This is a genomic window from Candidatus Nanopelagicales bacterium (assembly GCA_037045355.1).
Taxonomy (GTDB): domain Bacteria; phylum Actinomycetota; class Actinomycetes; order S36-B12.
The window spans coordinates 1-21,262 of sequence record JBAOHO010000005.1 but is presented as its reverse complement, the minus strand read 5'-3'; the positions used below and the strand labels follow the sequence as shown (position 1 = coordinate 21,262).

Genomic DNA, 21,262 nt, shown 5'->3' with positions numbered 1-21,262 from the left:
TCCGCGGTCACTCCCGCACGGAGGAGTACGCCACGACTCCGCGGTCGATGAGGTCCGCCGCCAACCGGGCCTGGGCGGCCACCGGCTGTCCAGCAGCGGCCTGGATCACCTGACCCAGCAGGTCGATCACCTGTTTCGACCAGCGCACGAAATCTCCAGCAGTCATCTCCGCCTCCCACAGCACTGATTCCAGCGACCGGCCCTGCGCCCAGCGCATCATCGGCCACGCCAGCCCCAGATCCGGGTCCGGCAACGTGCGGACACCGAACTCCGCCTCGAGTCGGGCCAGTCGTTCCCACGACCTCAGCAAGTCCTCGATGGCCGCGCCTGCTGCTCCGGACGGCACCCGCGGACTCGACCCATCGTCCTTGCCCCGGGATTCATAGACGAGTACCGCGCAGACACTCGCGAGGTCCACGGCGGACAACGAGTTCCACGCCCCCGAACGCAATGACTCCGCAACGACGATGTCCGTATCACCGTAGATGCGCGCCAGCATGTGGCCTGGATCGGTGACGACCCTGCCGCCTTGGGCCAGGTATCCGAGGGACTCCAGCAGCGCGCAGATTCGGTCGAACTGCCGGGCGATGGTCGCGGTCCGGCTCTCGACACGACGCCGCAGGGAATCGGTGCGTCGCGCCAGTTTGTGATACCGCTCGCCCCAACGAGCATGGACCTCCCGGTCGCCGCAGCCGTGGCAGGGATGTTGGCGAAGGCGGCGGCGCAGATCGTCGATCGCCATATCCGTCTCGGTGACAGGTGTGCCACGCCGTTGCGCAGCCGGGAGAGAGCGCGCGACACCTCGCAACTGTTCGGCGAGTTGTTGGCGTGCCCCGGAAGAGCGCGCGCTGAAGTTGCGAGGAACCCGGATCCGGCCGAGGGCATCGACGCCGTCTGGGAAGTCCCCCAGGCTCAGGCGCCGGACCCGCTTGTCCAGGTCGATCGCCACGAGGCGCGGGTCAGTGGAGTCGTCGCCGGCAGGCTCCACGATCACAGCTGGACCCGAGCGGCGCCCACGCGGGATCCGGATCACGTCGCCGCGCGCAAGGTGGCGCAGGGACTGCTCCGCACGGTCGCGGCGGGCGGCCCGGTTGCGGCGCTCGCCGTCCCTTTCCAGTCCCCGCAACTCGTCGCGCATCGCCGCGTACTCGGCGAAGTCCCCCAGGTGGCACTCCATGGCCGTTCGATACCCCGCGAGCGCTTCGTCGTTGCGTCGGATCTCGGCGGCGATTCCGACAATCGACGCATCAGCCTGGTACTGAGCGAAGGAACTCTCCAGAAGTGCCGTCGCGCGCTCCCGACCCGTCGTCGCGACGAGATTGACCGCCATGTTGTAACTCGGACGGAAACTCGACCGCAGTGGATAGGTCCGAGTGCTCGCCAGGCCAGCCAGTTCGCGGGGGTCCAGCCCGCGGTGCCAGACCACCACGGCGTGACCTTCGACGTCAATGCCTCGACGCCCGGCCCGTCCGGTGAGTTGCGTGTACTCCCCGGGCGTCAGATCGACGTGTGTCTCGCCGTTCCACTTCACCAGACGCTCGAGCACGACACTGCGGGCCGGCATGTTGATGCCCAACGCAAGGGTCTCGGTGGCGAACACCATCTTGACCAGCCCCTGTTGGAACAACTTCTCGACCACTTCCTTGAACATGGGGACCAAACCGGCGTGGTGGGCCGCGACTCCACGTTCCAGGGCGAACAGCCAGTCGTCGTATCCCAACGCATCGAGATCGCCGGGATCGACGTGGGCACAAGCGTCTTCCGCTGTCTGCCGTATCTCCTGGCGCTCTGGTTCGGTTGTCAACCTGGTACCGGCCTGCATGCACTGGTCCACTGCCGCATCACATCCCGCGCGACTGAAGATGAACGAGATCGCCGGGAGTAAGCCCGCGTGATCAAGGCGGCGCACGATGGCGGGACGGGACACTCTCTCGCCGGGGCCCGAGCGAGGTCGTCGACCGCCGCGTGGTGGCCGGCTGCGGCCGCGCTGCACCCGTTCCATCCGCGCCTCATCGGCCGCCCGATGCAGCAGTTCGGGGTTCACCTGCCGCTGTTCGTCATCGACGAAAAGATCGTGCAGGTGTTGGCCCACCAGTACCTGCTGCCACAGCGGGACCGGACGGTACTCCTCGACGATGACATCGGTGGCGCCTCGGACAGTCCCGAGCCAATGCCCGAACTCCTCGGCGTTGCTCACGGTCGCCGACAGCGCGGTCACGGTCACGCTGTCCGGCAGGTGAATGAGGACTTCTTCCCAGACCGGACCACGCGACCGATCGGCCAGATAGTGGACTTCGTCCATCACCACGTGCGCGAGATCCGTCAGCGCCGGGGACTGTGCGTAGATCATGTTGCGCAGCACCTCGGTCGTCATGACCACGACGGGTGCGTCGGAGTTGATGCTGTTGTCCCCGGTCAGCAGTCCGACGCGATCGGCCCCGTACCTCTCGACAAGATCATTGAACTTCTGGTTGGAGAGCGCCTTGATGGGTGTGGTGTAGAAGCAGGAGCGACCTTCGACCAGAGCCAGGTGGACCGCGAATTCCCCGACCACCGTCTTGCCGGCACCGGTGGGGGCAGCCACCAGCACCCCTCGTCCGCCCTGCAAGGCTTCGCAAGCAGCGATCTGGAACGGGTCCAGCGGAAAATCGTAGAGCTGTTCGAAGGCAGCCAGCGCGGCTCGGGGTCCACTGACTCTCTTCTTCGCGGCGGCGTATCGCTCGGCCGGGCTGGACATGTTCGCAGCCTATTGCCGCGGACGCTCAGGCACCGAGTTCGCTGTCCCGCGGCACGATGACTTTCAGCGCACCCGGGCGGACGGTGACGGTGGCCGGCAGAGGTCCGATCCGCTCGCCGTCGGCGTAGACGATCTGACCGGGCGCATCCAGGGTGATCTCGCGGCCGTTCATCTGAGAGACCGCGTGGTGGTTCACATGGGTTCCCTTGTAGACGGATGGGAACACGCGCAGGAACTCCACTTTGCCGACCTCGTGCAACCAGGTCAGGGTCAGTTCACCGTCGTCGGGCAGGGCTCCCGCGCAGACATTCATCCCGCCCCCGTAGGACGTTCCATTGCCCACGGCCACGAGCATTCCCTTGTCGCGGATCTCCTGGCCATCGACCACCACCGTGTAGGGAACCGGCTTGAACGTTCGCAGTTCGGCGACGATCCCCACGAGGTAGCGGGCTTCGCCCTTCGGCCAACTCATCCGATTGGCCCGCTCGTTCACACACGAGTCGAAACCGCTGGACAGCACCCCCAGGAACCACCTCTGGACGCCATCGGCAGTGGAGACATGGCCCAGATCGACCGAGCGGACCGAACGGTCGGCGATCACGTCGACACAGGCCTCGATGTCGTCGAGTGGAAGGTCCAGCAGACGCGCATTGTCGTTCCCGGTCCCCAGCGGAATGACGCCGAGCGGCGTGTCAGTCTCGGCGACTGCCTGAACCGCGAGGTTGATGGTGCCGTCCCCGCCCGCCGCGATCAGGGCATCGACCCCGTCGGCCACCGCCTGTTGGGCCATCGCCAGCGCCTCCTCGGCGGAGCCCGCCACGAGCAGAGCCGCGTCGATTCCACGCCGGTGCAGCATGGCACCCAGTTCAGCCGCGTACTTGCCTCCCTTGCCCTTGCCGGACAGGGGGTTGATCACGACGCCAACGGTCAAAGTCATACGCGGAAGCCTATGGGGTTCCGGAGCGGAATCGCGGCAACTGGACAGCCTCAATCGATGGGAGTGACGTCGTCGATGGTCGACGCCTCATCGTCAGCGAGGGTGTCCCCCAGGGAATGCCGCCCCGAGCGTCGATCGTTCAGCCATGCGATCGCCATGACGACCATCAGCAGCACCATGATGGGCAGCGCGAGCATCATCATCGTGAAGGGGTTCCCGTCGGGAGTGGCCACCGCGGCGAACACGATGGTTCCCAGCAGAATCCAGCGCCAGGCGCCGACCAGCACCTTCGCGGGCAGCACTCCAGCGAGGTTGAGCAGCAGCGCGAACAACGGAAGCAGGAACCCGATGCCGAACACGATGACTGTGTTGAGGAAGAAACTGACGTAGCGGGACACATCGACGATGTTGCTGACGTTCTGTGGCGTGAACCCCAGCAGGAAGCCGAGTGCCTGCGGCATGAACACGTACGCCAGGGCGGCTCCCGCGAAGAACAATGGTGTCGCGGTCAGGACCACGATCATCGACCAGCGCCGTTCATTGCGGTGCAGGCCCGGCGTCACGAAGCGCCAGACCTGATACAGCCAGATCGGGGCGGACAGCAGCATCCCGGCCACCACGGTGACCTGCAACTGAAGAACGAACGGATCGACCACTCCGGTCAGGGCCAACTGGACGTCTTGACCGTTGGCGCGCGCTTCATCGACAACCGAGACGAAGGGCTCGGAGATGAAAGCGAAGATCTGCGGATAGAAGAACCAGGCCGCGACCGACCCGACTGTGATGGCCAGAACCGCCTTGAACAGCCGGTTGCGAAGCTCTGTGAGGTGGTCCGCCAGCGGCATGGTGCCGTCGGGAGCCATCTGGGGCCGGCGCCGCTGCATGGCGGCGATCAGGACGCAGTCGGTTTCGTCTGCTCCTCGGTGGCCTGGGCCACAGGGGGCGCGGGAGGCGCCGGAGTCGCCGGAGCAGGCGGAGCCGCCGGCAGTGCCTGCTGGTCGGCGCCCTGCGCGTCGGCGTTCTCATCGTCACGCAGGCCCTTGGTCTCGGACTTGAGGATGCGGGCGGACCGACCCAGGCTGCGGGCCATGTCCGGGAGGCGCTTGGCACCGAACAACAGCAGGATCAGCACCAGGATGATGAGCCACTCGGCTCCCTGCGGAAAACGCATGCTCGTCCCTCTCTGCGCAGTTAACCCAGACCGCTCTGCGCCATCCAGAGTAAACCGTCGTAGCGATGTGCGGGCAATCCCGCGTCAACGACCGGGTGAAGTCTCCGATGTCAGGACTTCGACGAGCGTATCGGACGACCCGAGGGTCAATCCGAAGTCGATCAGGTCATCCGCGGCGATCGCGGGCCCGAAGTGCAACTCCAGAGCTTCGGCGGGGACATGGATGCGTTCGACGGTCACACCCGCCCCGCGCAGGAGCGTGACGACTTCGTCGTCAGCGCTCTTGGTGATGTCATCCTCGCAACTGGGGCATGTGAACGCGTAGGTGGCCCAACCCGCCGCCGGTGCGGTGACCACACGGATGTCGCGAGGCTTGAGGTCGATGTCACCGCAGGTGGGGCAGGTGGCCTTGATCGTCGTCATCGCCGTGCCTCCTTCAGTCACTCCCGCCGTTCGGAATTGGATCGACAATCGCAGCATTGCGGGGTTCCCGGTGCGATGCCCGGCGAATTGGCTCGGTTTCGTCCGTTCGGGCAGGACACGACAGGGCACAGCGCCCAAATCGGGCGTGCTGTTCAGGGGTTCTGTCGGATCAGGGTGACGGCGGGGTCGAGGCGGACGCGATGCTCTCCATCTCGACGATGAACGCCAGGGCTTCGTCGGGCGCGATCGATCCGTCCGGTGTGCCTTGGCTGCCGTATGCCATGTCGGCCGGGATCAGCAGCAGCCGGGCGCCACCGGGCTTCATGCCGGAGACCCCTTCGGTCCAGCCGGGGATGACGCCACTGAGCGGGAAGGTGGCCGGTTGGCCCCGTTCATAGGACGAGTCGAACACCTTGCGGCTCTTGTATCCAACCCCGACGTAGTCGACGGTGACCGTGTCGGTCGGCGTGGCAGCGACACCCTCACCAGGGCACAGGTCTTCGGCCACCAGTTGCTGGGGTGGCTTCGCACCCTGGGCGACGACGAGTTCGGGAGCGGAGGCGGCCTGCTGGATCGCAGTCACGCCGTCGACGGTCTTGTCGAAGCTGCAGGCTTCGGGGGACGCGGAGGTGTTCGTCTCCGCCTCCTTGGTGTTGGACGAGCAGCCGGCGGCCAACAACGCCAGCGCGGCCATGGGGACGAGCAACTTCATCGACGTACGCATGGCAGGACCCTACCGCCCCGGTCCATGGGATCCGGGCAGGCGGGTCACATCCCCTCGATGAGTCGCTCGACGCGGTCATCCATGGCACGGAACGGGTCCTTGCACAACACTGTGCGCTGGGCCTGGTCGTTCAGTTTCAGGTGCACCCAGTCGACGGTGTAGTCGCGGCGGCGCTCCTGAGCGCGGCGGATGAAGTCGCCCCGCAACTTGGCGCGGGTCGTTTGTGGAGGAATCGACTTGGCCTCGAACACCTCAACGTCGCTGCACACTCGCGCGACCTGTCCCTTGGCCGCGAGCAGGTAGTACAGGCCTCGGGTCCGGGAGATGTCGTGATAGGCGAGGTCGAGCATCGCGATGCGGGGGTTGGACAGACTCATCGAATGCCGCGCCATGTAGCGCTCGAGCAGGTTCCACTTGATCATCCAGTCGATCTCGCCCTTGACCAGGTCGTAGTTCTGGGTCTCGACGGCGGTCAGCGCACGCTGCCACAGGTCCAGGCTGCGCTCGTAGATCGGGACCGTCACGAGTCCGGTGCGTTCCGCATATGCCTGGCATCGCGTGAAGTACTCCCACTGGATGTCGAGCGCTGACAGTTCCCGCCCGTTCGCCAGCCGCACGGTGCTCTTGCCCGTGATGTCGTGACTGATCTCCCGGATCGCGCGGATCGGGTTCTCCAGCGTCATGTCACGTACGGAACCCCCGTCCTCAAGCATCCGTAACACGAGGTCCGTGGCGGCGACCTTGAGCATCGTCGTGGTTTCGCTCATGTTCGAGTCCCCGACGATGATGTGCAGCCGTCGGAACCGCTCGGCGTCCGCGTGCGGTTCGTCGCGAGTGTTGATGATCGGGCGCGATCGGGTGGTCGCGCTGGAGATGCCCTCCCAGACGTGTTCCGCGCGCTGGCTGACGCAGTAGACGGCTCCCCGCGGCGTCTGCAGTACCTTGCCCGCCCCCACAACGATTTGCCGCGAGATCAGGAACGGCAGCAGGGCATCCGCGAGGCGGCCGAACTCCCCCACGCGGGCCACCAGATAGTTCTCGTGACATCCGTAGGAGTTGCCGGCCGAGTCGGTGTTGTTCTTGAACAAGTAGATGTCCCCGGCGATCCCCTCCTCGCGCAGGCGCCGTTCCGCGTCCACGAGCAGACCTTCGAGGATGCGCTCCCCCGCCCGGTCCTGAACGACCAGTTCTTTGATGTCGTCGCACTCGGCAGTGGCGTATTCGGGATGGCTACCGACATCGAGATACAGCCGCGACCCGTTGCGCAGGAACACATTGCTGGAACGGCCCCACGACACCACTCGCCGGAACAAGTACCGGGCCACCTCGTCCGGACTGAGTCGACGCTGCCCATTGAACGTGCACGTCACGCCGTATTCGGTCTCGATGCCGTAGATGCGCCGGTCCACGCGTCAACCGCCAACGTCCGGGGCAGGTTCTTCAGGGTCGCTCTCCCGCGGGTCGCCTTGGCCCGGGTCGGCTTGGTCCGGGTCGGCTTGGTCCGGGTCGGCTTGGTCCGAATCGCGGGGCATCAACTGCTGCAGGGCCGCGCCGGTGACACGCCGGAACTTGCGCCGGGGTCGCGTGCGGTCGAGGACGGCGACCTCCAACTGGTCGGCCGTCAGGCGGGTCTCATCCGGACCGGAGCGACCCAGCCCCTGCACTGCGATGGCCAGGGCCTCAGCCAAGTCCAGTCCCTGGCGCCACTGTTCGCGGATGAGTTCGCTGAGCTCGTCGGCGGATCCGCCCATCGCGACGAAGCCCTTCTCGTCGGCCACCGACCCATCGAAGCTGAGCCGGTACAACTGGTCCCCGTCGCGGGTATCGGCCACTTCGGCCACGACTATCTCGACTTCGTACGGTTTCTGGGTCTCCGTGAAGATGGTCCCGAGGGTGGTCGCATAGGCGTTGGCCAGGCTGCGGGCACTCACATCGGATCGGTCGTAGGAGAAACCCCGCATGTCCGCAAGCCGGATGCCCGCCACCCGCAGACTCTCGAACTCGTTGTACTTGCCCACCGCCGCGAATGCGATGCGGTCGTAGATCTCGGAGATCTTGTGCAGCGCCCGGGAGGGGTTGACCGCGACGAGGAGGATCCCCGCGTCGTACTCCATGACAACGACGCTGCGCCCCCGAGCGATGCCCTTGCGCGCGAAGTCCGCCTTGTCCTTGATGATCTGTTCGGGAGAGACATAGAACGGCATCGACATCAGGCATCACCCCCCACCGGAGCCAGCGGGCCGTCCGGGCGGCGGTTGCGTTCGCCGACCATGCTCTCGACCTGAGTGGACAGTTGCTCTTCGGAGACCCGTTCGAAGCCGGTCTGGGTGATGACGGCGACAACAGGGAAGATCCGCCGGGACAGGTCCGGACCACCGGTGGCCGAGTCGTCGTCGGCTGCGTCGTAGAGGGCCTGCAAAACGGTGGCGATCGCCTGGTCACGGTCGTGGTCGGGTGCGAAGAGCTTCTTCAACGAACCCCGGGCGAAGTACGAACCGGACCCGATCGAGTGGAACTGATGTTCCTCGTAGCGCCCCCCCGTGACGTCGTAGGAGAAGATCCGTCCGCGATCAGCGGAAAGATCGAAACCGGCCAGCATCGGCACTGCCGCCAGTCCCTGCATGGCGAGGCCCAAGTTGCCACGCAGCAGGGTCGCCAAGCGGTTCGCCTTGCCTTCCATCGACAGCTGGGCACCCTCGATCTTCTCGTAGTGCTCGAGTTCCACCTGGTACAGGCGCACCAGTTCGACAGCGATCCCCGCGCTGCCCGCGATGCCGACCCCGGTGTGGTCGTCGGCGGCGAATACCTTCTCGATGTCGCGCTGGGCAATGACATTGCCCATGGTCGCCCGACGATCCCCGGCGAGGACCACCCCGTCGGCGAACGTCACAGCGACAATGGTCGTGCCGTGTGGGACCGACGCGAGATCTGGACTGCTGTCCGTGGAGAGTCTCGGGGGCAGCAACTCGGGGGCCTGCTGCGCCAAGAACGAACTGAACGATGATCCGCCCGGTTCCAGGAATGCTGGGGGCAGCCCGACCGAACTCACCTACTCGCCGCCCTTCTGCACGAAGCCTCGAACGAACTCCTCGGCGTTCTCTTCGAGCACATCATCGATCTCGTCCAAGATCGCATCGACATCGTCGTCGAGCGCTTCCTTGCGCTCCGCCGCTCCCGCGGGCGGGCCGACCGGTTCGTCGACCTCATCATCGCGCCGGGAGCTTCCGGCGGGTTGCGGTCGTTCATGCGTGGGCACGCTGCCTCCTCGTCCTGGGCCCTGGGCCCTGGGCATCTGGGCCCTGAGCGGCTGGTCGACACCGGGCGGCGTCATAGTCGGACAGTAATACTGCCTTTTCGATCAGGGCAGGGTTTCGACCCCAATGCCCCTATTCAACCCCCGCTGGTGAGCATGCGCACCAACTCGCCGGCGGAGCCCGCCTGGTCGAGGATGCCCGCCACATGCGCTTGGGTGCCGCGCAGCGGGTCCAACGTGGGAACCCGCTGGAGCGCGGATCGGTCCGGCAGGTCGAAAATCACCGCGTCCCAGGATGCGGCAGCCACCTGGTCCCCGTACCGGCGCAGACATTCTCCGCGGAACCACGCCCGGGTGTCCGTCGGTGGCCGCACGATCGCGTTGGCCACCTGCTCGTCCGTGGTGAGGCGCTGCAGTCGACCCCGTTCTTCGAGCCGATGGGCGAGGCCCTTGTCCTGCCGGACGTCGCTGTACTGCAGATCGACGAGTTCGAGTCGAGCGGCTCCCCAGTCGATGCCGTCCCGTTTGCGGTAACCGTCCAGCAGGGCACGCTTGGCGACCCAGTCGAGGCTGTCGGACAAGGACGTCGGGTCGTTGCCCAAGGCGTCCAGCACCGCGGCCCATCGCTCGAGGACATCGTTGGTCTGCCCGTCGGCAGGATCCGTGGCCGCGTCGGCGACGTGTTTCGCGGCGATCTCCAGGAACTCCCACTGCAGTTCGACCGCAGTCAGGCGCCGCCCATCCACCAACTCGATGCGGTACTGCAGATCTGGATCGTGGGAGACGTTGTGTAGCGCCACGACGGGCTGCCGAGGCATGAGGCCAGGGCGCACCTTGCCGGCCTCCAGGGCAGACAGAGTCAACGCGGTGGTCCCCATCTTGAGGTAGGTCGCGAGTTCGGAGAGGTTGGCGTCACCGACGATCACGTGCAGACGGCGATAGATCTCCGGGTCGGCGTGCGGCTCGTCCCTGGTGTTGATGATGGGCCGCTTGATCGTGGTCTCCAGTCCGACCTCGACTTCGAAGAAGTCAGCCCGCTGACTGAGCTGGAATCCCGAGGTGCTGCCATCTTGGCCGATCCCCACACGTCCGGCTCCGGTGAAGACCTGGCGGGATACGAAGAACGGAGTGAGGCACGTGACGATGTCGGGGAACTTGGTGCCGCGTGCCATCAGGTAGTTCTCGTGAGTTCCGTACGAGGCGCCCTTGTTGTCCGTGTTGTTCTTGTACAACTGCAGCGGAAGCCCACCCGGCAGGGACGCTGCGAGCTCGGCGGCCCGAGCCATGATCCGCTCCCCGGCCTTGTCCCAGATCACCGCGTCGAGCGGATTGGTGACCTCGGGAGTCGAGTACTCGGGGTGGGCGTGATCGACGTACAGGCGAGCGCCGTTGGTCAAGATGACGTTGGCCAGACCGAGGTCCTCATCGGTGAGCTGACTGGGATCTGCCTCTGAACGGGAGAGATCGAACCCTCGGGCGTCCCGCAAAGGGCTCTCTTCGTCGTAGTCCCAGCGGGTGCGGACCCGCCGCTCCCCCAAGGTGTCGTGCGCGTACGCGTTGACGATCTGAGATGAAGCGAGCATGGCGTTGACGTGAGGCTTGCCCGGTACGGAAATCCCGTACTCGGTCTCGATGCCCATTACTCGCCGAACCGTCACCGGCCCATCGTAGTGCCCGAAGGGCCCCGCGGACCGTGCCCGCGAGGCCCTTCGTCGCCAAGTCGTCTACTTGGCCAGATCCACCCCCTCGAGGCCCTCCATGTCCTCGAGTTGGACACCCTTTGTTTCCTTTACGTACTTCAGTACGTAGAAGAAGGACACCAGGGCGCCGAGCGTGAAGAGCCCGTAGGCGAGGCCCAACGAGATGCCCACCAGTCCGGGGAAGGTCTCCGACACGATGAAGTTGGCGATCCAGTTGGACATGACACCGACGGACATGGCTGCCGCACGGATCTTGTTCGGGAACATCTCACCCAGCAGGACCCACACGATCGGACCCCAGGTCGCCGCGAAGAACGCGACGTAGGTGTTGAGCATGATCACGGCGATCCAGCCGTTGGCGTCGCTCAGCAGCGGGCTATTGATCTCCGAGATGCCCGTGCAGCCTGCTTGGCCACCGGCATCCAGGATCGCCTGTGTGCACTTGGGTGCGGACTGGAACACGAAAGTGAGCACGGCAAGCGTGACGAACATGCCCGCCGAACCGATGAGCAGCAACGGCTTACGGCCCGTCCGGTCGATCAGCGCGATCGCGACGAAAGTGAAGATGACGTTGACGGCGCTGATGACCGTCGACGTGAAGAACGCGCGGCTCTCGTCGAAGCCGACCGAACTCCAGATCAGGTTGGAGTAGTAGAACACCGCGTTGATGCCGACGAACTGCTGCAGGACGGCCAGGATGATGCCGACCCAGACGATGGGCAACAGCCCGAGCCGCGGGCCCTTGATGTCGGACATCTGCATCTTGTGCTCACCGGCAAGTGACTCCTCGATGGCGGTGAGGCGGTCGGACACGTCATCGACATAGATGGTCTCGAGTACCTTCTTGGCCTCGGCGCTCTTGTCTCGGGCGACCAGGTAGCGCGGGGACTCGGGAATGGTCAGGGCAAGCACCCAGTAGATGACCGCCGGCACGACCATGCACAAGAACATCCACTGCCAGGCCTCGAGCCCGAGGGCCAAGTCGTTGTTGGCCTCCACCGGCGGAACGGCCGGGTTCAGCACGGGCTGCTGGACGGTGTCCGGGACCAGGTTGATGATGATCTGGTTGACCAGCTGGGTCGCGAAGATGCCGAACACGATGGCCAACTGGAACAGCGAGGACAGTCGGCCGCGGAGATGGGCGGGCGCCACTTCGGAGATGTACATCGGGGACACGACGGCAGCGAGGCCGATCCCGAAGCCACCGACGATGCGCCACAACATGAAGTCCCACATTCCCAGCGGGAATGCCTGTCCGACGGCGGCGACGAGAAACATGATCGCTGCCACGACCATGACCTTCTTACGGCCGTACTTGTCGGTGAGCCGACCACCGATGAAGGCGCCCGCAGCGGAAGCCAGCAGGGCGACGGCAACGACAAAGCCCTGCATGGCCTTGTCCTCGATCTGGAACGTGTAGAACACGGCCTTGTTGGCACCGTTGATCACCGAGCTGTCGTAGCCGAAGAGGAAGCCGCCGAGAGCCGCGATGATGCTGATGGAGATGACCTTGCCGGTATGTACCGGGGCGATTTTCACCGGCCCGGTGTCGCCCGTCGAGACTGGACCCTGCATAAGTTGCTCCTTGTTAGGAACGGCACACCTGCCGTTAACCCTGACGCTAGCGATCCGAGGACCGCCTTGCGCGCTATTCGGGGAGCAACGCTATTCGGGGGAGCAAATTGCAGGTGCCCGGTACATCCCGGTGAGGCGATCGGTGCGGCGCGCTCAGAGGTATTGGCCGGTGTTGGGCACCGTGTCGATTGACCGACCCTGATCGTCTCCGCTCTTGCCGCGGACCAGGGTGCGGATAAATACGATCCGCTCCCCCTTCTTGCCGGAGATGCGTGCCCAGTCGTCGGGATTGGTGGTGTTGGGGAGGTCTTCGTTCTCCCGGAACTCATCGACACAGGCCGACAGCAGGTGCTGGACCCGCAAGCCCTTGCTGCCCGTGTCGAGGAAGTCCTTGATGGCGGACTTCTTGCCGCGGGCGACGATGTTCTCGATCATGGCGCCCGAGTTGAAGTCCTTGAAGTAGAGGATCTCCTTGTCACCGTTGGCATAGGTCACCTCGAGGAAGCGGTTCTCCTCGCTCTCGGAGTACATCCGTTCCACTGCTGCCTGGATCATCGCCGCGCAGGTGGCGTCGGGCGACCCCCCGTACTCCGCGAGGTCGTCCGCGCTGAGCGGCAGGTCCGGGGTCAGGTACTTGGCGAAGATGTCGGCCGCTGCCTGGGCGTCGGGCCGTTCGATCTTGATCTTGACGTCGAGGCGTCCCGGTCGCAGGATCGCGGGATCGATCATGTCCTCACGGTTCGAGGCACCGATGACGATGACGTTCTCGAGTCCCTCGACCCCGTCGATCTCACTGAGCAGTTGCGGAACGATCGTGTTCTCGACGTCGCTGGACACGCCACTGCCGCGAGTGCGGAACAGAGAGTCCATCTCGTCGAAGAAGACGATGACCGGCGTGCCTTCGCTGGCCTTCTCTCGAGCGCGCTGAAAAACCAGCCGGATGTGCCTTTCGGTCTCGCCGACGTACTTGTTGAGCAGCTCCGGGCCCTTGATGTTGAGGAAGAAGGACCGAGCCCCGTCGCGTCCGTCCACGTCGGCGACCTTCTTGGCCAATGAGTTCGCGACCGCTTTCGCGATGAGTGTCTTGCCGCATCCGGGCGGGCCGTAGAGCAGGATGCCCTTCGGCGCCGCCAGCTTGTGCTCGGCAAAGAGTTCTTGGTGCAGGAACGGCAATTCGACGGCGTCACGGATCGTCTCGATCTGACTGGCGAGCCCGCCGATGTCGGAGTAGTCGATGTCGGGGACTTCTTCCAAGACCAGTTCCTCGACCTCAGCCTTGGGAATCTTCTCAAGGGCGAAGCCCGAGCGTTGGTCGAGGAGCAGGGAGTCGCCTGCCCGCAGCCTCAACTCCCGCAGTGGTTCCGCGAGTCGCACGACCCGTTCGTCGTCCGTGTGCCCGATCACGAGTGCACGCTCGTCATCGAGCTTCTCTTTGAACATGACAATGTCGCCGGCACGCTCGTAGGCGCGGGCTCCCACGACGTTGAGCGACTCGTTGAGCATGAGTTCTTGACCTGGGCGCAGGTCCGCGATCTCCACCGCGGGACTGGAGACGACTCGCATCTTGCGCCCGGAGGCCAGCACGTCCAAGGTGTCATCGTCGTTGGCCTGCAGAAAGACGCCATACCCAGAAGGAGGCTCGGCCAGCCGATCCACCTCGGCCTTCAGCGTGACGATCTGGTCGCGGGCTTCGCGCAGTGTGGCGGCCATGCGCTGGTTCTGCGATTGGCAGGCGGCAAGTTCGCGGCGCAACTCCGCGATGCGGCGGGACAGCGCTGCGTCTCCCGCTCCGGGGCCGGACTGAGCGTCTCCGTCGATCACGGCAACCACCTCCTGCAGCAGACCCTACCCATGGCGGGGCTCAACGCTCGATATTCAGGACAATGGATCTTGGGCTGCCCTGCTCGCATCTTGCGTGGAAGTGCCAGGTTCCGCAACACCTGACGCGCCGGTACGACGCTCGGGTGGTTGAAGTGCATCGGCGATGGCGGCCAAGGAGTCGATCGCCGCGAGCCGCGCCTGACAGTCGTGGTGGACTGGGGGTGCCGTCGAGTGCGGGACTGCGGCCGGTGCCCGGGTCGGGATGACGCCGAGTCTGTCCGCAGGCACGGTCGCGAGGTACTCCTTGGGCCCTGGACCACCCCCACCGGCATCACCCACCACGACACCCCCGAGCACCCCCTGCGACAGTGAAGGCCCCCTGCGACAGTGGAAGACCCCACCCAGCGGGAGTTGGACTCCGCCGCTCGGCTCAGTGATCGCCCGACTGGTCCTCACCTGCGGAACCCTCGACGTCAGCCGGAACCTCCGCGACACCGGGTGGCCGGGGTCCAACGTAGTCCGGCCCATAGGCTCCCGGCGCCGGGCGGCGGCGCCGCTGGGGAGGACTGAAACCGTCGGCCATACGCCGGCACACCAACAGGAATGCGGTATGTCCGATCATGCGATGGTCCGGTCGCACCGCCAGGCCCTCGAGATGCCACGTGCGGACCAGCGATTCAGTCGCCCGCGGCTCGGTCCAGCGGCTGTCAGCCCGCAGCGACTCGGCCAGTCGGGACAGCTGGGTGGTCGTGGCGACGTAGGCGATCAACCGGCCGCCAGGGCGCAACAGGCGAGCGGCAGCGTCGACGCAGTCCCACGGGGCCAGCATGTCCAGGACCACTGCATCCGCCGAACCCGCCGGTCCCTCGGCGCCCGCCAGATCGCCGACCGTGAGTTGCCATACGGGGGGCTCCTGGCCGAACCAGCGCACGACGTTGCTCCGGGCGATCTCGGCGAAGTCTTCACGGACCTCGAAGGAGGCGACACGGCCCTGCGGTCCCACGGCGGTGAGCAGGAAGCAGGTCAGGGCACCGGAGCCGGCTCCCGCTTCGACGACGAAGTCACCGGGACCGATGCCGGCATGACCGACGATCGCGAAGGCGTCCTTGGGATAGATGATCGCGGCGCCGCGACCCATGGACAGGACGTAGTCCTCAAGGATCGGGCGCAACACCAGGTAGGGCATGCCGCCACTGCTCGTCGTCACGATTCCCTCGGATGCACCGATCAGGTCATCGTGCGAGATCGACCCCTTGTGAGAGTGGAAGAAGGCTCCATCAGCCAAGGTGATGGTGTGGTGGCGACCCTTCGTATCGGTCAGTTGCACGCGATCGCCCGCTGATAGGACGGCGTTCACGGTCCCTCCGTCACAAATGCCGCATCGGTGTCGATGATGCGCGGCGGTCCGTCCACACCGGTGACGAACACGAACCGGGAGCCGGTTTCCTGGCAGGCGTCCACCACCTGCTGCGCGGAAGCGGAGGCAGGCAGCGAGGGAGCACCGTCTGAGATGTTCACCGCCACCGCGTGCGCGGTGACTCGGGTGCGGTCCGCCTCGGGCACGGCAGCGGCCGCCGCCTCGGACACAACACCGAGCGGTCGACCGTCCGTGCCGACGACGACGACGTGCGCGTCCGGTCTGATCACGGACAGGACCTGCGCCACCGTGGTGGCGGCGGTGACCGGGATGATGTCGCGGGCCATCTCGTCCGCCGCGACCCGACCCAACAGTTGCGCTGCGCGCGCCCCCCGCAAGGATGCCGTGGCCCCGGTCCACAGCAGCATGGCCAGGACGACTCCCACGATGATGAGCATGAGCGAGGGGGGTTGTCCGACCTGCAGCGCCAGCGCGAACGGCGACACGACGATCACGATCGCCAACAGGCGTCCCACCCAGGCTGCTACGACCTGACCCGTGACGGGCGAACCGGTGATCCCCCACACGATCGCCTTCACCACCGACCCGCCGTCCAGCGGGCTGCCGGGAAGCAGGTTGAACAGCCCCACCAGGAAGTTGGCCGACGCGAGTGCCACCAGGACATCCCCAGCTATCCCGGGGCCGACAGCCACGGCGGCGGTGCGGGCGATCCACGCGATGACGAGAGTGGCCAGCGGACCGGCCAGGGCGATGGCAGCCTCACGCAGCGGACCGTGTCGCGTCGTTGTCCGATACGTCGTGAAACCCCCCATCGCCCACAAGGTGATGCCGGCGACCGGGTATCGGAAGGCCCGCGCGGCGAATGCGTGGGCGAGCTCGTGGATCAGGATCGACACCATGAGCAATACCGCGAACAGTGCGGCCAGGGCCCACTGACCGACTGCCGTGGTGCTGCCCGAGAACTCGGGGTACCACAGCAGAGCGATAACGGCGATCCCCAGCAGCGCATTCCACGGCACCGACACGGCGAATCCCGCGAAGCGGAACTGCCAGCCCGATCCGGACTGAACCTCCGGGAGGTCGCGGGCTGTGGTCACGCCGCAATGCTACGGCTCCCGGGAAATGTCGGCGGTCGGTCGTACCGTTGGGCCATGGCCCACGACACCACCACTCTCCCGACTCCCCTGCCTGGGTCCGGCGGCCAGGTGGTGGACCTCACCGGCACCCGCGCCAAGGGACTCGGTGAGCGCCCCGCCGCCTCCCTGTCGCCGTCACGCGCGGGGGACTTCATGACGTGTCCGCTGCTCTATCGTTTCCGATCCGTCGACCGCCTGCCCGAACCACCCGGGGTCGAAGCCGCTCGCGGCACGCTCGTGCATCTGGTTCTCGAGCGACTCTTCGACTCGCCCGCGGGCGCACGCACCCCAGAGACCGCCCTGTCCCTCGTCGAGCCAGCCTGGCGCAGCATCATCGCCGAACAGCCGGAGCTTCCCGGGCTGCTCTTCGGTCCCGACGACGCCTGGCAGAAGTGGCTCGCGACGGCCGAACCCGGGCCCACGGACGAATCAGGACAGCAACGCTTCCTGTCCGACGCCGGCCGCTTCCTCGACCGCTACTTCGCGCTGGAGGACCCCACCCGACTGGAACCAGCCCAGCGCGAACTCAGTGTCACCGCCGAACTCCCCTCCGGACTGGTCCTGCGCGGCATCATCGATCGCGTCGATCAAGCCCCCACCGGGGCCATCCGAGTCGTGGACTACAAGACAGGCCGTTCCCCGTCACCCGGGTGGGAAGCCAAGGCCCTGTTTCAGATGCGGTTCTACGGGTTGATCCTGTGGCGTTTGCACGGCCGTGTGCCGGACCGGCTGCAACTGCTGTATCTCGGCAACCAGGAGCGGCTCTCGATCGATCCTTCAGAGGCCGAACTCCGGGCCACGGAGGCCAAGGTCACGGCTTTGTGGGCCGCGATCGAACGGGCCGGGCAGACCGGTCACTGGCCGGCCAGCCCGTCGAAACTGTGCAATTGGTGCGCGTTCCAGCACTTGTGTCCCGAGTTCGGTGGCACTCCCCCACCCGCGAACGGCCCCTGACCCAGCGAGCCACCGACACGACCGGGGGGCCACACTGGAAACGTGAAAGACCTGAAGGATCTGCGTTGGCTTCCGGTCGTTCCTGTGACGCTGCTCCTGATGCTGTCGGCCTGTAGCACGAGCACGAGTGCCCCCGATCCGACAGCCAGCATCACGCCAGCTCCCACGTCGATTGCCCCGACACCCACCAGTACTGGTGACACGTCTCTGACGATCATCTTTGTCAGGAAGAGCACCCGGGACCGCGTCACACTCAAGTGCGATCCCCCAGGCGGCACTCATCCCGATCCGGCATTGGCGTGCGATGTGCTGACCGGTGTGCCTGATCCCTTCGCGCCGGTCCCTGCAGATGCGGTGTGCTCACAGGTGTACGGCGGACCTGAGAAGGCAAAGGTCACCGGCACCTACCAGGGCGTTCCTGTCGATGCCGAGTTCTCTCGGACGGACGGCTGCGAAATCAGTCGATGGGACGCGATCGGACCGGTGATCAACCCGAAGGGCCACTCGGTGGGGTGAACATCGCCGCCAACTCAGCAACCCCGATCCCGCTCAACGTATCGACTACCGTGCACCGGGGCCCGCTCTCGATCGCGGCCAGGTGCTGGACCGCGACCACGTAAGCCCCTGCACTCGAGGCCGACGCGGCTCCCGTTGGGGAGTCCTCGATCGCCAACGACCACGCGGGGTCAACACCAAGTTCAGTGCAGGCCTGCTGGTAGGGCAGCGGGTCAGGCTTGTGCCGCTCGACATCGTCAGCACTGATGGTCACGTCGAACCATTCGGAGCCGATCGCCGCCAACACCGCGGACATGAGAGGACGCGACGACGAAGACACCAACGCCGTGGGCAGCCCGGTTTCCCTGACTTCGCGCAGCAGGTCGGCAACTCCAGGTTGGGGTTCCGGTGGGTGTGTGAGGAGCTGGCCCAGCATGATGTCGAGGAACATGTCGGCGAGATGCTCAGGCGTCGGCGGTCGCCGACCGGCGGCGGTCACCAGGTCGGCCATGTACCGACACACACGATCCGTCGATCCCCCCAGACAGTGCGCTTCGTCCGCCTTCGTCCACGCGACCCCGTAGCCGGACATGATCTCGCGCTCGGCGCTCTGCCACAGGGGCTCGGTGTCGACCAGGGTGCCGTCCATGTCGAACAGCACTGACTGGAAGCCGAGGACATCACGTGGCATTGAAGTACTTCGCCTCCGGGTGGTGCACGATCAACGCCGACGTGGACTGCTCGGGATGCAACTGCATCTCCTCCGAGAGCGAGACACCGATGCGCTCGGGTTGGAGCAGTCGGACGAGGTCGACCTGCTGCTCGACGTCTGGACACGCGGGATAGCCGAACGAGTAGCGCGACCCGCGGTAGCCCTGTTTGGCGATCAGTGCCGCGCGGTCGGCGTCGTCCTCGTCGGCGAACCCCCAGTCACTCCGGATCCGCGCGTGCCACATCTCGGCGAGAGCCTCGGTGAGTTGGACGGAGAGCCCGTGCAGTTCCAGGTACTCCCGATAGTTGTCGGCTTCGAAGAGCCGCGCGGTGGACTGTGACGCCACTTCGCCCATGGTGGCGATGTGGAAGGCGATGACGTCGCGCTGCCCCGAAGAGATCGGCCGGAAGAAGTCGGCCAGGCACAAATGCCGGCCGCGCCGCTGTCGGGGGAAGGTGAAGCGCGCGACCTCCCGGTCCTGATCGTCGGGGTCGAAGATGATCAGGTCGTCGCCATCGCTGTTGGCCGGGAAGTACCCATAGACGATGGCGGGTTCCAGGAGCCCGTCGGTCTTGATGCGGTCCAACCACATACGCAACCGGGGTCGGCCTTCTTCGTCGGCGATCTCCTCGAACGTCTGGGACGATCCCCGCAGGGGTTTCAGCCCCCATTGACCGACGAATGTCGCCCGCTCGTCGAGGTATTCCACGATGTCGCTCATGGCGATCCCCCGCACGACCCGCGTCCCCCAGAAGGGCGGGGTGGGGACAGGGTTATCCGTGGCGACATCCGAGCGCTCCGGCAATACCGTCGGCTCGGACGAGGCGACCTCGGAGGAGTCAGTGCGCGCAACCCGCCGCTGGCGTCGCTCAGGCAACGCAGCACCCGGCTCACCGCGACGCACCGCCATGACGGCATCCATGAGCGCCAGACCCTCGAACGCATCGCGGGCGTACCGGACGTCTCCGGCGTACATGTCAGCGAGATCCTGCTCGACGTAGGCCCTGGTGAGCGCCGCGCCGCCCAGCAACACCGGCCACCGGGTGGCAACACCACGCTGGTTCAACTCTTCGAGGTTCTCCTTCATGATCACCGTGGACTTAACCAGGAGCCCCGACATTCCGATCGCGTCGGCATCGTGCTCGGCCGCGGCCTCGATGATGGCGGAGATGGGTTGCTTGATCCCGATGTTGACGACTTGGTAGCCGTTGTTGGTCAAGATGATGTCGACGAGGTTCTTGCCGATGTCGTGAACGTCCCCTTTGACGGTGGCCAGCACGATGGTTCCCTTGCCCGAGTCGTCGACCTTCTCGATGAACGGTTCCAGGTGAGCCACGGCAGTCTTCATCGTCTCGGCGCTGGCCAGGACGAACGGCAACTGCATCTGACCGGAACCGAAGAGTTCGCCGACGGTGCGCATGCCCGCCAGCAGTGAGTCGTTGATGATCTCGAGAGCTGATCGTGTCGTCAGCGCCTCATCCAGATCATCGGTGAGACCGTTCTTCTCGGCGTCGATGATCCGGCGCTGCAGTCGTTCGTCCAAGGGCAGAGCGGCCAGCGCGGCCGCCCGGTCTTCGCCCGCTGTCGGGGACACGCCGGCGAACACCGTGAGGAAATGCTGCACGGGGTCGTGGGTGACGGCTCCGCTGTCGTCGTATCCGCGACGGTCGTAGATCAAGTCCAGCGCGGCTTCGCGCTGCTCATCGGGAATCCGGTTCATCGGCAGGATCTTGGAGGCGTGCACGATCGCCGACGTGAGCCCCGCCTGCATGCACTCGTGCAGAAAGACCGAGTTCAAGACTTGTCGCGCCGCCGGGGACAGCCCGAACGACACATTGGACACGCCGAGGGTCGTCTGGACCCTGGGATGGAGCCGCGTGACCTCGCGGATGGCCTCGATGGTCTCGATGGCGTCGCGCCGGGTCTCGTCTTGCCCGGTCGCGATCGGGAAGGTCAAGGTGTCGATGACGATGTCGCCGGGGTCCATGCCCCAGTTGTCGACCAGATCGGTGATGAGCCGCTCCGCGATCCGGACCTTCCACTCCGCTGTCCGAGCCTGCCCCTCCTCGTCGATGGTCAGCGCCACCACCGCGGCCCCGTGCTCCTTGACGATCGGCATGATCTGCTGGAACCGAGATCCGGGCCCATCACCGTCCTCGTAGTTGACGGAGTTGATGAGGCTGCGCCCGCCGAGCATCTCCAAACCCGCCTCGATGACGCGCGGTTCCGTGGAGTCGAGCACCAGC

20 protein-coding genes are annotated in these 21,262 nt (G+C 65.8%); 2 read left to right on the top strand and 18 right to left on the bottom strand.

The window, feature by feature from the left end; all coding sequences use genetic code 11:
• Positions 1 to 7: 7 nt before the first annotated feature.
• From V9E98_00820 to V9E98_00745, 16 genes are all read right to left on the bottom strand, one after another.
• Positions 8 to 2,737, bottom strand: coding sequence for a DEAD/DEAH box helicase (locus V9E98_00820; protein ID MEI2715539.1), 2,730 nt, complete (start codon positions 2,735 to 2,737; stop codon positions 8 to 10).
• Positions 2,738 to 2,762: 25 nt separating this feature from the next.
• Positions 2,763 to 3,674 (bottom strand): diacylglycerol kinase, encoded by a 912-nt coding sequence (locus tag V9E98_00815; protein ID MEI2715538.1) that lies wholly within the window; start codon positions 3,672 to 3,674, stop codon positions 2,763 to 2,765.
• A gap of 50 nt (positions 3,675 to 3,724) precedes the next feature.
• Positions 3,725 to 4,558 carry a twin-arginine translocase subunit TatC gene (gene tatC / locus V9E98_00810; GenBank protein ID MEI2715537.1) on the bottom strand — a complete coding sequence of 278 codons (834 nt, stop codon included), beginning with the start codon at positions 4,556 to 4,558 and terminating at the stop codon, positions 3,725 to 3,727.
• An 8-nt stretch (positions 4,559 to 4,566) separates the two neighbouring features.
• Entirely contained in the window at positions 4,567 to 4,845 is a 279-nt protein-coding gene (tatA, locus tag V9E98_00805; protein MEI2715536.1) for a Sec-independent protein translocase subunit TatA, read from the bottom strand.
• A gap of 84 nt (positions 4,846 to 4,929) precedes the next feature.
• On the bottom strand, positions 4,930 to 5,268 hold the full coding sequence (locus tag V9E98_00800) for a hypothetical protein (protein MEI2715535.1): 339 nt from the start codon (positions 5,266 to 5,268) through the stop codon (positions 4,930 to 4,932).
• A 169-nt stretch (positions 5,269 to 5,437) separates the two neighbouring features.
• Positions 5,438 to 5,992, bottom strand: a complete 555-nt coding sequence (locus V9E98_00795; GenBank protein ID MEI2715534.1) for an FKBP-type peptidyl-prolyl cis-trans isomerase — start codon at positions 5,990 to 5,992, stop codon at positions 5,438 to 5,440.
• Between the two features lie 44 nt (positions 5,993 to 6,036).
• Positions 6,037 to 7,401: a Pup--protein ligase gene (gene pafA, locus V9E98_00790; GenBank protein MEI2715533.1), complete on the bottom strand. Its 1,365-nt coding sequence runs from the start codon at positions 7,399 to 7,401 to the stop codon at positions 6,037 to 6,039.
• 3 nt (positions 7,402 to 7,404) lie between these two features.
• Complete coding sequence (gene prcA / locus V9E98_00785; GenBank protein ID MEI2715532.1) at positions 7,405 to 8,202, bottom strand: proteasome subunit alpha; 798 nt, start codon at positions 8,200 to 8,202, stop codon at positions 7,405 to 7,407.
• Entirely contained in the window at positions 8,202 to 9,041 is an 840-nt protein-coding gene (prcB, locus tag V9E98_00780) for a proteasome subunit beta (GenBank protein MEI2715531.1), read from the bottom strand. The genes prcA and prcB overlap by 1 nt, the downstream gene beginning before the upstream one ends.
• Positions 9,042 to 9,248, bottom strand: a complete 207-nt coding sequence (locus V9E98_00775) for a ubiquitin-like protein Pup (protein ID MEI2715530.1) — start codon at positions 9,246 to 9,248, stop codon at positions 9,042 to 9,044.
• Positions 9,249 to 9,382: 134 nt separating this feature from the next.
• Positions 9,383 to 10,903, bottom strand: a complete 1,521-nt coding sequence (dop, locus tag V9E98_00770) for a depupylase/deamidase Dop (protein MEI2715529.1) — start codon at positions 10,901 to 10,903, stop codon at positions 9,383 to 9,385.
• A gap of 66 nt (positions 10,904 to 10,969) precedes the next feature.
• Positions 10,970 to 12,520 carry a sugar porter family MFS transporter gene (locus V9E98_00765; protein ID MEI2715528.1) on the bottom strand — a complete coding sequence of 517 codons (1,551 nt, stop codon included), beginning with the start codon at positions 12,518 to 12,520 and terminating at the stop codon, positions 10,970 to 10,972.
• Between the two features lie 153 nt (positions 12,521 to 12,673).
• A complete protein-coding gene (gene arc, locus V9E98_00760; GenBank protein ID MEI2715527.1) occupies positions 12,674 to 14,341 on the bottom strand; it encodes a proteasome ATPase in 1,668 nt (555 codons plus the stop codon).
• 54 nt (positions 14,342 to 14,395) lie between these two features.
• On the bottom strand, positions 14,396 to 14,797 hold the full coding sequence (locus V9E98_00755) for a hypothetical protein (GenBank protein MEI2715526.1): 402 nt from the start codon (positions 14,795 to 14,797) through the stop codon (positions 14,396 to 14,398).
• Complete coding sequence (locus V9E98_00750; protein MEI2715525.1) at positions 14,772 to 15,698, bottom strand: tRNA (adenine-N1)-methyltransferase; 927 nt, start codon at positions 15,696 to 15,698, stop codon at positions 14,772 to 14,774. The genes V9E98_00755 and V9E98_00750 overlap by 26 nt, the downstream gene beginning before the upstream one ends.
• The gene (locus V9E98_00745) at positions 15,695 to 16,816 is read right to left on the bottom strand and encodes a site-2 protease family protein (GenBank protein ID MEI2715524.1); all 1,122 of its coding nucleotides are present in this window, start codon (positions 16,814 to 16,816) and stop codon (positions 15,695 to 15,697) included. Before V9E98_00745 ends, V9E98_00750 begins: the two co-directional genes overlap by 4 nt.
• A gap of 54 nt (positions 16,817 to 16,870) precedes the next feature.
• Here V9E98_00745 and V9E98_00740 point away from each other — a divergent pair, with 54 nt between their 5' ends.
• Positions 16,871 to 17,809, top strand: coding sequence for a PD-(D/E)XK nuclease family protein (locus V9E98_00740; GenBank protein ID MEI2715523.1), 939 nt, complete (start codon positions 16,871 to 16,873; stop codon positions 17,807 to 17,809).
• Between the two features lie 42 nt (positions 17,810 to 17,851).
• Positions 17,852 to 18,325 carry an SSI family serine proteinase inhibitor gene (locus V9E98_00735; protein MEI2715522.1) on the top strand — a complete coding sequence of 158 codons (474 nt, stop codon included), beginning with the start codon at positions 17,852 to 17,854 and terminating at the stop codon, positions 18,323 to 18,325.
• Here the strand turns inward: V9E98_00735 and V9E98_00730 are convergent.
• Both V9E98_00730 and V9E98_00725 read right to left on the bottom strand, forming a co-directional pair.
• Positions 18,297 to 18,995, bottom strand: coding sequence for an HAD family phosphatase (locus tag V9E98_00730; GenBank protein ID MEI2715521.1), 699 nt, complete (start codon positions 18,993 to 18,995; stop codon positions 18,297 to 18,299). The genes V9E98_00735 and V9E98_00730 overlap by 29 nt on opposite strands.
• The coding region (locus V9E98_00725; protein MEI2715520.1) for a vitamin B12 dependent-methionine synthase activation domain-containing protein at positions 18,985 to 21,262 on the bottom strand (2,278 nt) is incomplete at its 5' end. The genes V9E98_00730 and V9E98_00725, both read right to left, overlap by 11 nt.